This window comes from Polynucleobacter sp. MWH-UH19D (genome assembly GCF_040409795.1).
Taxonomy (GTDB): Bacteria; Pseudomonadota; Gammaproteobacteria; order Burkholderiales; family Burkholderiaceae; genus Polynucleobacter.
In genome coordinates, this window is sequence record NZ_CP099571.1 from 1655035 (window position 1) to 1669752 (window position 14718).

General features: G+C 45.2%; 11 protein-coding genes. 9 read left to right on the forward strand and 2 right to left on the reverse strand.

Going from position 1 to position 14718, the window contains the following annotated elements; translation table 11 throughout:
• The first annotated feature begins 18 nt into the window (after nucleotides 1-18).
• Genes NHB34_RS08420 through NHB34_RS08435 form a run of 4 tightly spaced genes read left to right on the forward strand, consistent with a single transcriptional unit; the run spans nucleotide 19 to nucleotide 7663 of the window.
• Nucleotides 19-4161: a YhdP family protein gene (locus tag NHB34_RS08420; RefSeq protein ID WP_353427193.1), complete on the forward strand. Its 4143-nt coding sequence runs from the start codon at nucleotides 19-21 to the stop codon at nucleotides 4159-4161.
• Nucleotides 4162-4175: 14 nt separating this feature from the next.
• Nucleotides 4176-5000 carry a carbon-nitrogen hydrolase family protein gene (locus NHB34_RS08425; protein ID WP_353427194.1) on the forward strand — a complete coding sequence of 275 codons (825 nt, stop codon included), beginning with the start codon at nucleotides 4176-4178 and terminating at the stop codon, nucleotides 4998-5000.
• A gap of 16 nt (nucleotides 5001-5016) precedes the next feature.
• Nucleotides 5017-6507, forward strand: a complete 1491-nt coding sequence (tldD, locus tag NHB34_RS08430; RefSeq protein WP_353427195.1) for a metalloprotease TldD — start codon at nucleotides 5017-5019, stop codon at nucleotides 6505-6507.
• A 31-nt stretch (nucleotides 6508-6538) separates the two neighbouring features.
• Complete coding sequence (locus NHB34_RS08435; protein WP_353427196.1) at nucleotides 6539-7663, forward strand: 3-deoxy-7-phosphoheptulonate synthase; 1125 nt, start codon at nucleotides 6539-6541, stop codon at nucleotides 7661-7663.
• A gap of 37 nt (nucleotides 7664-7700) precedes the next feature.
• Here the strand turns inward: NHB34_RS08435 and NHB34_RS08440 are convergent, their stop codons facing one another.
• Nucleotides 7701-8270, reverse strand: a complete 570-nt coding sequence (locus NHB34_RS08440; RefSeq protein ID WP_353427197.1) for a cob(I)yrinic acid a,c-diamide adenosyltransferase — start codon at nucleotides 8268-8270, stop codon at nucleotides 7701-7703.
• A 27-nt stretch (nucleotides 8271-8297) separates the two neighbouring features.
• On the opposite strand from NHB34_RS08440, the gene NHB34_RS08445 reads away from it, so the two are divergent.
• From NHB34_RS08445 to proC, 5 genes are read left to right on the forward strand one after another with little or no spacing between them, the layout of a single operon-like run.
• Nucleotides 8298-9803 (forward strand): FAD-linked oxidase C-terminal domain-containing protein, encoded by a 1506-nt coding sequence (locus tag NHB34_RS08445; RefSeq protein WP_353428588.1) that lies wholly within the window; start codon nucleotides 8298-8300, stop codon nucleotides 9801-9803.
• Nucleotides 9803-10954 (forward strand): glycolate oxidase subunit GlcE, encoded by a 1152-nt coding sequence (glcE, locus tag NHB34_RS08450; RefSeq protein ID WP_353427198.1) that lies wholly within the window; start codon nucleotides 9803-9805, stop codon nucleotides 10952-10954. Before NHB34_RS08445 ends, glcE begins: the two co-directional genes overlap by 1 nt.
• Nucleotides 10955-10975: 21 nt before the next feature.
• Nucleotides 10976-12253, forward strand: coding sequence for a glycolate oxidase subunit GlcF (gene glcF / locus NHB34_RS08455; RefSeq protein WP_353427199.1), 1278 nt, complete (start codon nucleotides 10976-10978; stop codon nucleotides 12251-12253).
• Complete coding sequence (locus NHB34_RS08460; RefSeq protein ID WP_353427200.1) at nucleotides 12250-12975, forward strand: YggS family pyridoxal phosphate-dependent enzyme; 726 nt, start codon at nucleotides 12250-12252, stop codon at nucleotides 12973-12975. Before glcF ends, NHB34_RS08460 begins: the two co-directional genes overlap by 4 nt.
• On the forward strand, nucleotides 12972-13841 hold the full coding sequence (gene proC / locus NHB34_RS08465) for a pyrroline-5-carboxylate reductase (RefSeq protein WP_353427201.1): 870 nt from the start codon (nucleotides 12972-12974) through the stop codon (nucleotides 13839-13841). Before NHB34_RS08460 ends, proC begins: the two co-directional genes overlap by 4 nt.
• An 8-nt stretch (nucleotides 13842-13849) precedes the next feature.
• Here proC and ubiA read toward each other — a convergent pair whose 3' ends face one another.
• Nucleotides 13850-14713, reverse strand: coding sequence for a 4-hydroxybenzoate octaprenyltransferase (ubiA, locus tag NHB34_RS08470; RefSeq protein ID WP_353427202.1), 864 nt, complete (start codon nucleotides 14711-14713; stop codon nucleotides 13850-13852).
• Between the last annotated feature and the right edge of the window lie 5 nt (nucleotides 14714-14718).

Below are 14718 nucleotides of genomic sequence, written 5' to 3' on the forward strand. Positions count from 1 at the left end.
TGACGGATAATAGAGTCCATGCCACCAAATTTCTTCTCGTCCCAGCTAAAAGGCCTATTTGCAAAGGGCCTTCAGAATTTAGGTAAAAATTGGCATAAACGCGCCTTCATATTGGCGGCGACCCTAGCAGCGTTATTTTTACTTGGCCATCTTACGGTCAGGTTCGTAGTTTGGCCACAAATCGAAAAATCCAAGGCCTCTGTTGAAAAAGTGATCGGGGCTCGTGTTGGGGTCAATGTAACCATTGATGATTTGCATGTTTCATGGACTGGCATTAGACCTTCTTTTGAAATTGATGGTCTACGTTTCACTGCCCCCGAAGAAACAAAGCCATCTCTCTTCATCAAAAGAATTTATGGTCAGTTAAGTTGGAAATCGTTTTACCATTTATTACCTTACTTTCATGAAATTCATTTCGAAGACGCAGAAATCTTTTCACAAAGAAATACGAAGGGCGTCATTACAATTGCTGGTATCAAGATAGACAGCAGCCCAAGCGATTATTCAACTCAAAACTGGTTATTCTCGCAAGACCTCATTGAAGCTAAGCAAGTCAAACTAAATTGGGATGATCAGCTCAACCGCAAATCGCCAACCTTTATCGAAGTGCAAGAACTCACTTTAGAAAACGGTATTCGCCAACATAAAGGTTCGCTGATCGTTACCACGCCATGGAACCAAGGACCAGCAGAAGTAAAGCTGGGCTTTGCCCATCACCTCGGTGGAGAGATAGGCAACTGGCGCAATTGGATCGGCAATCTCTCTTGGAACATCAATAATCTTGATCTCAAAAAAATCGCGAGCGAATTTCATTTCCAGTTAAGCGCTCTTGAGGGCCTATTGAGCTCAAATGGGAATTTGAAGATTGACAATGCGCAACCTGATGGCGGTGAATTTTTTATTGCTGTTGACAATTTGATAGTGCAGTCCTCGAAAAGCGAAGATGCTATTGCGCTAGGTCGTTTGGAGGCAAATCTATCCCAAGAAACTACGGATGGCATGATTGCGATCTCCACCAAAACATTTGCTTGGCGTGAAATGGGTAGCTTAAAATCTACCCCGCTTGAAAATCTCAGCCCCATGACATTCCGCTGGCGACCTCCTGACGCAGATGGGGAAATTAAAGAGTTTGGCTTTTCATCTCCCAAGATATCCGTTGAAGACATAGCCTTATTTGCGCTGAATCTTCCGCTTTCCAAAAAAGTACATCAATGGATTAAAGCATCTCAGGCGGAGGGTGATCTCGAAGACGTTGATATTCAGTGGGCAGAGAGTAAGTCTCCCCTATCCGCACTCAATATTCCAGGTGGCTGGTTTAAATCCAACAAACTTGATTTCAACGTTAGCGCAAAACTCATCAATCTCACTTTTGTCGGCATCAACAAATCAATACCCTCTGTTTCAAATTTATCTGGATTCGTTACGAGCAACCAAAAAGAAGGGAGTTTTTCTGTTGATTCCCGAAATCTTGATTTGGAAGTGTATGGCCTATTAAATGATCCCCAAATTCAACTCGATCGAGTAACGGGCCAGATCAACTGGTCCAAACAAAGAGGCAATTGGGTTATAGCCACCAAAAAACTTGCCCTCAGCAATCCAGAGATCAGCACTAACCTCAGCGTTAACTATAAGATCGGTAACGGCAAAGAAGCCGACTACATGACGCTAGACATGGGCTTTGATCAAGCCAATCTCAAAACGGCATATCGTTACTTACCTGTTGGAATGGGGAAAGACGTTAGAACCTACCTCAGTAAAGCTTTTGATGGGGGCATTATTCGAAAGGGGCAATTACACATTAAAGGAGACCCCAATCAAGCCCCCTACCCTGATAGACAACAGGGTGAACTGACTTTGAATCTTCCGATTGCTAACGCCACTTTTAGTCCAACACCATTACTACCGAGCAATCAAGGAACATGGTCAGCATTCACAAGCGTAAATGGCAATATCACCATGAACAATGCTTTCTTCGCTGTTGATATTGCAAAAGCCAATTACAAACAAGTAGGCTTAGATACTTTCCATGCTGAAATTCCTAACGTCAGCGCAAATCAATTGACGCTTAGCGTCAGTGGAAATGCCAAAGGGGACGCACCGCAGTTGCTTGAATACTATTACTTATCACCTGTAGGTAAGAAGCAAAACGGGCTAGCGCAAAAATTACGTATCACTGGCCCCATCAGCCTTAATCTTGGTTTAAAGGTACCTTTGTCAGGCTCAGCTGACACCAATTTAGATTTGAAATTAAATCTGCCAGGTAATCGCGCTCAATGGGCGGATACTCCGCCATTTGAAAATTTAAAGGGTGGCATACGAATCACCGAAGCTCACCCAGAGTTTGAAAATATTTCAGCAAATTTTTTAGGTGGAACTATCAATATCACTAGCGCCGAAGATAGCAAAGATAAGCAACACTTTAAAGTTACTGGGGATGTTCAATCCAAATTTATTCAGGACTATTTCGCAAATTCTTCAAATGCCGAGGCGCAAGCATTTATTAAGAGCATGAGCGGCTCCATTAAATATGATGGGCTTATTGGCTTTAACAAGACAGGCAGCGATTCTAATTTGCAATTTGATTTGCGTAACTGGGCTATTAATACTCCAGCACCCGTGAAGAAGATCAACGGTGCCGCCATGACTGGCCAAATTAATATTAAAACTTCGAGTGATATCAATAACTCAAAACGAGTAAGCTGGTCAGGAAAAATTGGCAGTCTCTACAGCATTGAAGGCGCAGTGAATCGCGACTCTCAATTACAAGTTGGGCTTGGCATTGGTGGCACGGCGGTCGTTCCTCAGCAAGGCTCTCAAATTAGTATCGTCAGTAATGAACTGAATCTGGATGAATGGCAACGATTCCTACAGATAAATAAGGCAAACCGTAGCCAAGAAGCTCCAACAAATTCTGCTTCTACCGCCAGTAATTTCCTAATTACTGCGCAAGCAAAAAAACTCATACTATTTGATCGCCCGTGGCAGGATGTGAATTTATCGGCAAGCAATAAAAAGAACGGCTGGGACTTGCGCATTAATTCACCCTTAGCCTCTGGGCAAATTCAGTATCAAGAAGCACAAAAATCAAATACGAATGGCTTGATCAGCGGGCGCTTTACAAAATTAAAAATTGCGGATGCTCTCAAGGCCGCTGAGGCGAAAGCAACCCAAACCACAGTTCCTAAGAAAACATTAAAACCCGAATCTATTCCTAGCCTCGATATCGTCATTGAGGATTTTTCATGGTCAAAGGCTCAACTTGGTCAGCTGAAGGTGAAATCTAGTACTGCGGACAACACCTTAAAAATTGAATCTATTCAAACGAATAATCAGCAAGGCAGCACCACCATCAGTGGTCAATGGACTGGGGCAACAAAAAATACTCCAGATCATAGCGTGATGAATATTGATATGACGGTAAAAGATGCTGGCCAAATCATTGCTCATTGGACACCTCAAAAATCAGTGGAAGGCGGGCAAGGCAAGGTGAGCGCAAATGTTCAGTGGGATGGGCCACCTTTTGATCCTAAATATGAAACCTTATCTGGAAAGGCTAATTTAAATCTTGAAAAAGGTCGCCTGCTTGAAGTGAACTCGAGTGGCGCCAAACTACTTGATGTTCTTAGCCTTCAGAGTCTGTTTCGATTTGCCACACTCGACCTCAAGGGAAGTCTTGGCAATATCGTTACCAAGGGGACGCCTTTTAATACTATTAATGGAAACTTTGATATTAATAATGGCGTTGCCCAAACTCAACAATTTAATATGAATCTAGATCAAGCCAATGTGGTGATGAGCGGTCAAATTAATATTCCAAAACAATCCCAGGATCTGCGTATCACCATCTTCCCAACTATCGATGCCACAGCAGGATCACTAGCCGCCTTTGCAATTAACCCTATTGTCGGACTAGGTGCGCTGGTTGGCCAATACCTTCTGACAAGTCAAATTAACCGTGGCTTGCAATCCGATTATTTAATCCAGGGTTCGTGGGATGATCCAGAGGTGATTCCGTTAGATCAAAAAGGTCAGCCAATCGACTCCAACACCCTCAATACAATTCGTAGTAAAAATTTACTGATTGAGCAAAATAAACCTGGCGCAAATGGTGCACCCAACCCCACGTCAACGCCCACTCAAAAAAATATTCCGACAAGGTAAATCTTTTAACTTTAATGAGCACAACAGCAAACCTCAAGATTGCATCTGTACAAATGGTCTCCACACCAGACCTTGAGCAGAATTTGAATACCGCAAGCAAACTAATCAAACAGGCGACTGATGAAGGTGCTCAGTTGATAGTACTACCCGAATATTTTTGTATGATGGGCTTAAAAGATACCGATAAAGTTCGCATTCGTGAACCACTCTGTAGCGGCCCTATTCAAGATCAACTTGCCCGAATTGCTCAGGATAATCACATTCATCTAGTCGCTGGCACCATTCCTCTAGAAGCAAAAGATTCAAACAAAGTTTTAAATACGACCCTTGCCTTTGATTCAAATGGCTTACAAATTGGTCGCTATGACAAGATCCATTTGTTCGGTTTTCAAACTACAACCGAACGTTACCAAGAGTCCGAAACGATTGAAGCTGGTGATACGCCTGGACTCCTAAAAGTTCAGATCAATAATCAGGAATGGGTATTTGGACTCAGTATTTGCTATGACATCCGTTTCCCTGAACTCTATCGAGCCATGGGGACTGTAGATTGCCACATCATTCCCGCCGCCTTCACCTACACCACAGGCAAAGCACACTGGGAAATTTTATTGCGAGCGCGTGCTATTGAAAACCAATCCTATGTTATTTCTTCGGCTCAGGGGGGTGTTCATCTAAACCAACGCAGAACTTGGGGGCACAGCATGCTGATCGACCCTTGGGGTACTGTATTAGCCGACCTTCCTGAGGGCGAGGGCTTCATCACTGGGGCGTTAAGCAAAGAAAAAATAAACGAGGTACGCTCTCAGTTACCAGCACTAGCACATCGCAAGCTTTAATTAACCATATAAGTACATGAACGCTCCCGAAGCATTATTTCCAGCCAATTGGACCAAGGCCAAAAGTCAAGCAGATCTTGTCAAACTTGCAAAATCCATCCTACTCGAGCCAACAGGATTATCAGAGCAAGACTTGCATCACACCTTTAGCAATATGTTTAGTCATCAATTGGATGATGCAGATTTATATTTTCAGCACACGCGTAGCGAAAGTTGGAGCCTAGAAGAGGGTATTGTTAAATCCGGTAGCTTTAATATTGATCAGGGTGTTGGTGTTCGATCGATCTATGGCGATAAAACTGCTTTCGCCTATTCGGATGAAATCAATCTAGATGCACTTAATAAAGCCGCCAAGGCAACGCGGGTAATTGGACCTACCGGTGGTAAGCAGGCAATCGCGAGCAAGATATTCAACCCACTATCTAATCAGCTGTATGGGGATTTAAATCCGCTGGATTCATTAAAGCCTCAAGAAAAAATTGCATTGTTAGAAAGCATCGAACGTCGCGCAAAGGCTCGTGATCCACGCGTTATTCAAGTCATGGCGAGCCTTGCTGGTGAGTTTGATGTGGTGCTCGTAGCTAGGGCTGATGGCTTGCTAGCAGCTGATATTCGTCCACTCGTGCGTGTTTCGGTTCATGTTATCGCCGAACAAAATGGTCGTCGCGAATCTGGATCATCTGGTGGTGGCGCACGTCATGATTATCTCTACTTTGATACGGATTTAATTAACCGCTATGTCGATGAAGCAGTCGATGGTGCATTAGTCAATTTAGAATCACGCCCTGCTCCAGCCGGTCCTATGACAGTGGTAATGGGGCCAGGCTGGCCTGGTGTACTTTTGCATGAAGCAGTAGGACACGGGCTTGAGGGTGACTTCAACCGAAAAGGCTCATCTGCTTTTGCAGGCCGTATCGGCCAGCGAGTAGCCGCTAAGGGTGTAACGGTGGTAGATGACGGAACTTTATCGGGTCGCAGAGGGTCGCTCAATATTGATGACGAAGGTACGCCTACACAGTGCACAACCTTAATCGAAGATGGCATCTTGAAGGGATACATTCAAGATAGCCTGAATGCACGTCTCATGAAAATGCCCCTGACTGGCAATGGACGTCGTGAAAGCTTTGCATCACTTCCAATGCCACGCATGACCAATACTTACATGCTGGCTGGCAAAGATGATCCCCAAGAAATTGTGGCAAGCATTAAACGCGGGCTATACGCAGTCAATTTTGGTGGAGGCCAAGTCGACATCACTAGCGGCAAATTTGTTTTTTCAGCATCAGAAGCCTACTGGGTAGAAAACGGAAAAATTCAATACCCAGTCAAAGGCGCCACCATTATTGGCAGCGGTCCCGAGTCCTTAAAGCAGGTATCGATGATCGGGAACGATCTCAAGCTTGACGGCGGGGTTGGAGTATGTGGCAAGGAGGGACAAAGCGTTCCTGTCGGGGTTGGCCAGCCTACTTTACGCATTGATAGCCTTACCGTGGGCGGAACCGCCTGATTTTGTTCTAAATACGGCTTAAAATAGCCGTATGAGCCAACAAAATACAAACCCGACTAATTGGTATTCCGCCGTTGACAAAACGTCAGATACCGACGACCAACGCATTGCCACAATCTCAGTTCTGCCTCCACCAGAACATTTGATCCGCTTTTTCCCAATCTCGGGAACGCCAACAGAAGCGTTGATCAGCAAAACACGTAAAAAGATTCGCGACATTATTCATGGCAAAGATGATCGCTTGTTGGTGATCATTGGGCCCTGCTCTATTCATGATCCTCGTGCAGCATTGGAATACTGTCATCGTCTTTTAGCAGAGCGTAGCCGACTTTCAGGCGAACTCGAAATTGTGATGCGGGTGTACTTTGAGAAACCTCGTACCACGGTTGGTTGGAAAGGTTTAATTAACGACCCATACCTTGACGAGTCTTATCGCATCGAAGAAGGCCTTCGCTTAGCACGTCAAGTGTTAATGGAAATTAATCGACTAGGCATGCCGGCAGGTAGCGAATTCTTGGATGTGATTTCTCCTCAGTACATTGCAGATCTCATCTCATGGGGTGCAATCGGCGCTCGTACAACTGAAAGCCAAGTTCACCGCGAGCTTGCTTCTGGGCTATCTGCTCCAATCGGCTTCAAGAATGGCACTGATGGCAATATCAAGATTGCTACGGATGCTATCCAAGCTGCTGGGCGCCCACATCACTTCTTATCTGTCCATAAAAATGGTCAGGTATCTGTAGTGGAAACCAAGGGCAATAAAGATTGCCACGTGATTTTGCGCGGTGGCAAAGAGCCTAACTATGAAGCCAAATTTGTTCAGGCAGCTTGTGCTGAACTTGAAGCTGCCAAGCTTCCAGGCAGCTTGATGGTTGACTTATCCCACGCTAATTCCAGCAAGAAGCATGAGCGTCAAATCGTTGTAGCAGATGACATCGCCAAGCAAATTGAATCAGGCTCACACCAAATCTTCGGTGTGATGGTTGAAAGTCACCTTAATGATGGTGCACAAAAATTCACACCAGGCAAAGACGATCCAAGCAACTTGGAATACGGCAGAAGTATTACCGATGCATGCATCAACTGGGATGACTCAGTGCAAGTACTAGAACGACTTGCAGCCGCCGTTAAAAAACGTAGAGCAAAGAAAAAATAAAAGTTTGAATTATTTTGGAAAGTAAAAAGAGACTAATTTATTTAGTCTCTTTTTTTTCGTGCTTCCACAACACATCGGATCCGCCCGCAGCACGATTGAGAACTCGGGCTAGAACAAATAACAAATCAGATAAGCGATTGACATACTGTCTTGGGGCATCATACAAAGGCTCTTCCCAACCCAAGCGCACTATCGAACGCTCTGCCCTTCTGCACACCGTTCTGCAAACATGCGCTTGTGCTGCAGCACGAGTACCACCGGGTAAAATAAATTCCGTTAAGGGCGGTAACTGCTGATTGTATTTTTCTAACCAAACATCTAGTTGAGCCACATGCTCAGGATTGAGCAACTTGTAGTTCGGAATGCAAAGTTCGCCACCCAAATCAAACAAATCATGCTGAATCTGTAAAAACAGAGTTTTTAGCTCCTCTGCAATGCTTGTAGGCATCTCTTCGGTCATCAAAACGCCGATTTCAGAGTTGAGCTCGTCAACATCACCCATCGCGCAGATGCGCAAATGATCCTTTTCAACGCGACTGCCATCCCCAAGGCCGGTCATACCCGCATCACCGGTTCTAGTAGCGATTTTTGATAGTCGATTTCCCATAAGCTTAATTATAGGTAAATGGCTAAAATGAATGTCATGAATATGGTGACCCCGCCCCCCGATTTGGCCGCTATTAGCGCCCTTCAATCCAAACTGGTTTCCGCCTTGCGTCCTGTTCTCCCAGAACATGCCCTACTTTGGGAGCCAGAAGACACAATTCCTTATGAATGTGATGGTTTGGCAGCATATCGCCGTATGCCATTAGCGGTTGCCCTTCCTGAAACCGAAGAGCAAGTAGCACAAATATTAAAGATTTGTTTTGCTATGGAAATTCCGGTTGTGCCACGTGGATCTGGAACAGGACTCTCTGGAGGCGCAATGCCGCTTTCTCAAGGCTTAGTTCTGTCACTTGCTAAGCTCAAGAAAATTTTAAGTATTGACCCATTTACTCGCACTGCAGTTGTTCAACCAGGGGTACGCAATCTGGCGATTTCTGAAGCAGTAAGTCATCTTGGTCTGTATTACGCACCTGATCCTTCATCACAAATCGCTTGTTCGATTGGTGGCAATGTGAATGAAAACTCTGGTGGTGTTCACTGCCTCAAATATGGCCTCACACTGCATAACGTCTTGCGCGTTCGCGGCGTACTGATGAATGGTGAGATTGTGGAATTCGGAAGTCTGGCACCAGATTCTCCAGGCCTTGATTTGCTTGCCATCATGATGGGTAGCGAAGGTATGCTCGCAGTAGTTACCGAAGTCACCGTCAAGCTCGTTGCTAAACCTAAATTGGCAAGAGTAATCATGGCGAGCTTTGATGACATTGAAAAAGGTGGCAATGCGGTTGCCGCAATTATTGCTGCAGGCATTATTCCGGCTGGTTTAGAAATGATGGACAAAGCTACCACCCGTGCTGTTGAAGAGTTTGTGCATGCGGGTTACGACTTGGATGCTGAAGCAATTTTGTTATGCGAATCTGATGGCACACCCGAAGAAGTTGCCGAAGAAATTGAGCGCATGACCCAAGTGCTAGAAAAAGCTGGCGCAAGTGGCATTCAGATTTCTAAAGATGAAGCTGAGCGTCTGAAGTTTTGGAGTGGGCGTAAAAATGCATTCCCTGCTGCCGGTCGTTTAGCCCCTGATTACTACTGCATGGATGGAACTATTCCCCGCCGTCACATCGCCACTTTACTTAAACGCATTCAAGTCATGGAAACAAAATATGGACTTGGTTGCTTGAATGTATTTCATGCAGGTGATGGCAATATGCACCCGCTTATTTTGTTTAATGGCGCTGACCAAGATGAATGGCATCGTGCCGAAGAATTTGGTACAGAAATTCTTGAAGCTTGTGTTGAGCTCGGTGGCACTATCACTGGCGAACATGGTGTTGGAATTGAAAAAATTAATTCCATGTGCGTACAATTTGGTGAAGGAGAACGGGAATCCTTCTGGGGTGTCAAAGCTGCCTTTGATCCAGAGAAACTATTAAATCCTGACAAAGCCATACCAACCCTAAATCGCTGCGCTGAATATGGACGTATGCGCATCAGTAATGGCAAATTACCCCATCCAGAATTGGAGCGCTTCTAATGACTCACTCCAACGCACATCAAATAGCGATTGATGCATTTCGTGAACAAATTCTGAATGCCGCCAAAAGCAATACACCTCTTTCTATCGAGGGCGGTGGTACTAAATCTTGGTATGGCAATCCAAATCAATTTACAAGATTAAATACACAAACCTACTCTGGAATCTTGGAGTACCAACCAGAAGAATTGGTGATTACCGCTTGTGCTGGCACACCACTCAAAGAAATCGAAGCAGCCCTTAAAGAAAAAAACCAGGTGCTTGCTTTTGAGCCCCCACATTTTGGTGAGCATGCCACTTTTGGTGGTGCGATTGCCGCAGGACTTGCTGGGCCTGGGCGTATTAGTGTGGGCAACTTTCGTGACTTTGTATTAGGTGCACGCATTCTTGATGGTAAGGGACAAGATCTGTCCTTTGGTGGAAAGGTCATGAAAAATGTGGCGGGGTATGACGTTTCCCGTCTGCTACCGGGCTCGATGGGAACACTTTCTTTACTACTCGAGGCATCAGTCAAAGTATTGCCAAAGCCAGCAGCAACAGCAACGCTACGTTGTCGTATCACTCAAGAGCAAGCACTAAAAGTTCTGAATGAATGGGCAGGTCAACCGCTACCACTCTCTGCCAGTTGCTGGATTGGAGGTGCTAGTGACGATGGCGAGCTAACCATTCGCTTAGCTGGTGCGGTGGCAGCAGTAAAGTCAGCGACCCCACTGATAAGTGCTGAGGTTAATGCGCAACTCATTTCACCTGATGAGGCCGAAGACTTTTGGAATCAGTTGCGTGAACAAAAACTCTCACCATTCACCAGCCTTGGCACGGATCAAACCCTGTATCGCCTAGCTCTACCAGCTGCCTGCGGTCCACTAAACATTCCTGGAGCAGAAAGTGATGTTGTTCTGGAATGGCATGGACAGCAACGTTGGATCAAAGCCCCTGGCGATCAAGCGACATTTGACTCCATCAAAAAATTGGCAAATAGCCATGGTGGACATGCAACCCGCTTTAAGCAAGGCGCCAACGTTAATCCTGCGTTTGAGCGCTTTACTTTACTGAGCGAGCAAGCACACTCAAAAGCCCTTGAAGCAGTTCAAGCGCGCCTAAGATCTGCATTCGATCCTGCGGGCGTATTCGCGACTAAACGTCTTCCTTAAGCGCACCTCTTTCGTTTTTATATGCAAACTCAACTCGCCCCCCAATTTGCCAATACACCTGAAGGCATTGAAGCCGCACGCATCCTAGGCAAATGTGTGCATTGCGGTTTTTGTACCGCTACTTGCCCGACTTATCAGCTGCTTGGTGATGAATTAGATGGTCCGCGTGGTCGCATCTACTTAATTAAACAGATTGCAGAAGGGCAAGCGCCTACTGAAAAAACACGCTTGCACCTAGATCGCTGCTTAACTTGTCGCAATTGCGAAAGTACTTGCCCAAGCGGAGTTCAATACGGCAATCTAGTTGATATTGGACGCAAGTGGGCTGAGGAAAATACGCCATCGCGACCCATAGGAGAACGCATCACTCGCTGGGCTCTCAAAGAGGGCCTTACAAAACCAGTCTTATTTAATTCAGCAATGAGTTTAGGTCGCTTAGTTCGACCATTCATGCCAAGCGGTATGAAGCGCAAGATTCCTTTGGTTAAAAATAAGGTTCTCGATTCACAGATTAATCCTTACGCTCGGCCTAATGCACACCATGCTCGCAAGATGCTCATTCTGGAGGGCTGCGTTCAACCTGGCATGCTTCCCAATATCAACTCTGCTACTGCAAGGGTATTGGACGCACTCAAAATCCAACTGCTTAGTGCCCCAAGTGCCAGCTGCTGTGGCGCACTTCGCTACCATCTCAATGATCAAGTGGGTGGCTTGGATAATGCCAAACAAAATATTGATGCTTGGTGGCCGATGATAGAGAGTGGTGTTGAAGCCATCATCATGACTGCATCTGGATGCGGTGTCATGGTAAAAGACTACGGACATTTATTAGCCAACGACCCTGCTTATGCCAATAAGGCCAAGAAAGTCTCTGAGCTCACAAAAGATATTTCCGAGGTGATGGCAAACTTGCAAAATGAACTCGTCACATTAATCGGCGCCGATCAAAAGCCGGGTGTGGTGTATCACCCACCTTGCACACTGCAGCATGGCCAACAAATTCGAGGCAAAGTTGAAGGTTTGCTTGGCAGCTTAGGTATTGGTGTTCGCCTATGCAATGACAGTCATCTCTGCTGTGGCTCTGCCGGCACTTACTCAGTGACTCAGCCAGAACTATCTGAACAATTGCGCAAAAATAAATTGAAGAATTTAACGGTTGCCTGTGAAGAGTCTGGCGCAGATGTGATTGTTTCTGGAAATATTGGTTGCATTACTCATCTGCAGCAAGATGAAAAACCAGTATTACATTGGATCGAAATTGTAGACCAACTCCTCAGCAAACAAGCGCGGAGCAAATGAACTCAATCGTTGTCAATCTCATTCAGGTTAAAGAGCGTATTGAGCTCGCAGCCCTAGCAGCTAAGCGCGAACCAGAAGAAATTGAACTTTTAGCAGTTAGCAAGACTTTTCCCGCCAGCGCGATCGAGGAAGCGATGCACGCCGGTCAATCAGCTTTTGGTGAAAACTATGTCCAAGAAGCTGTTGAAAAGATCACTCAACTCGAAAAGCTACGTCCTTGGTTAGTGTGGCACTTCATTGGCCCACTTCAAAGCAATAAAACCCGTGATGTTGCCGAGCACTTTGATTGGGTTCATAGCATCGATCGACTCAAGATTGCGCAGCGTCTCTCGACCCAACGGGGTGAGTTTGCAAACTTACCAGAATTACAAGTCTGCATACAAGTTAATGTAAGTGAAGAGGAAAGCAAAAGCGGTGTATCTCTCTCAGATGCCTTAGAGCTCTGTGATGCCGTCAGTAAACTTCCAAATATCGTTCTTCGAGGTCTGATGGCAATTCCCGAACCCACTTCAGATCCATTAAAACAAAGTCAGGCTTTTGCGGCAGTACGTACTTGCTTTGAACAAATTAAAACAAATCGTTTAGCGGATCCTGGCTACCAATTCTTTGACACCCTATCCATGGGCATGTCAGATGATTTAGAGACTGCCATTGCTGAAGGCAGCACAATGGTTCGGGTAGGAACCGCTATTTTTGGGAAGCGCGATAAGATTACAAAATGAGTCAACAAAATACCAATCAAAACCATAGCAACGCACACATCACTTTTATTGGTGGTGGCAATATGGGCCGCGCCTTAATCAGCGGCTTATTAGCTAACGGGTTTGAACCCAATCAAATTTCTGTAGTTGAAGCAAATGCAACTACCGCCCTTAAGCTTTATGAAGATTTTGGTGTTCAAGGTATCGGCGCTCTTGAGCAAATTGCATTTGATTTCACCAAAAATAATGTGGTGGTTATGGCTATCAAACCACAAGACTTTAATGTTGTCGCTAAGGGTCTCGCATCCAAACTCAAACATGCTAGTGCACCAGGTCCATTGATCTTAAGTATTGCCGCTGGCATTCGACTCAAGGATATGAGCCGCTGGTTAGATCACACGCGTTGCGTGCGGGCTATGCCAAATACCCCAGCCTTAATTGGCAAGGGTATTACAGGATTATTTGCTGATGCAGCCGTCAGCACATCTGATCGCGCACTTGCACAAACCATTTGCACCGCAGTAGGTCAAACGGTCTGGGTCTCTGATGAAAAACTAATGGATGCAGTTACAGCAGTATCTGGCAGCGGCCCTGCTTATGTTTTTGCTTTCTTAGAGGCAATGCAATCTGCTGGTGAGAAGCTTGGTTTAGATGCCAAGACAGCTCGCCAATTAGCTTATGCCACTCTCGAGGGCGCCACTCAGTTGGCTCACAACTCAGACGAACATGCTGGGATTTTGCGGGAGCGCGTTACCTCTAAGGGTGGCACTACCGCTGCAGCACTTGAAGTCATGAAACATCATGGCTGGCATGAAATCCTAGAAAAAGCGATTGATGCAGCTAGTCAGCGCGGCAAGACAATGGGTGATGAGCTAGGTCAGCACTAATTAATGCTTCAATAAATGCTCAATCCGAGCACAATTCCTAAGAATAAAAATCCACCTAACCAATTATTGTGTCGAAAAGCGAGGAAACATTCCTCGCGTTTGCGGGTCGAAACAAGCTGCATGTGATAAATGGCACAAGCTAAAGCCATAATCCAACCGACCAAAAAGTAATTACTCAAATCCGCCAAATATGCCACCCACAATTGAGTCATCAATAAGATTCCATAGCAAACACCAATTGCAACCACATCATACTTTCCAAAAGTAATCGCTGAAGTACGTAGCCCTAGACGCAAATCATCCTCTCGATCAACCATGGCATATGCAGTGTCATAAGCAATCGCCCAAAAAATATTTCCCACAAACAAAACCCATGCCTCTAGTGGAATAAAGTTCAAGACTGCTGCATATGCCATTGGGATACCAAATCCAAATGCAATTCCTAAAATTGCTTGTGGTATTGCAAAAAAGCGTTTCGTAAATGGATAAATAAAAGCCACTAACAATGCAAGAACAGATAACTGCTTAGTAAAAATATTTAAGGGTTGAATCAATAAAAATGCGATCAATGCCAAAGCAAGTGCAACAGCCACGGCCTCTTTGCCCGATATCTTTCCGCTCGTTACTGGGCGATCTTTGGTTCTTTGGACATAACGATCAAAATCACGATCCGCATAATCATTCATAGCGCAACCAGCACTACGCATTAAAAATGTGCCCATAACAAAAATAAACAGAATACTAAGGTCGGGCATTCCGGAACTGGCCAACCATAGAGCCCATAGCGTTGGCCACAATAATAAAAGTGTGCCAATCGGCTTATCTAAACGGATTAGATATGCATAGGCTTGTAGTCGATTACGAAAAGACATATCCA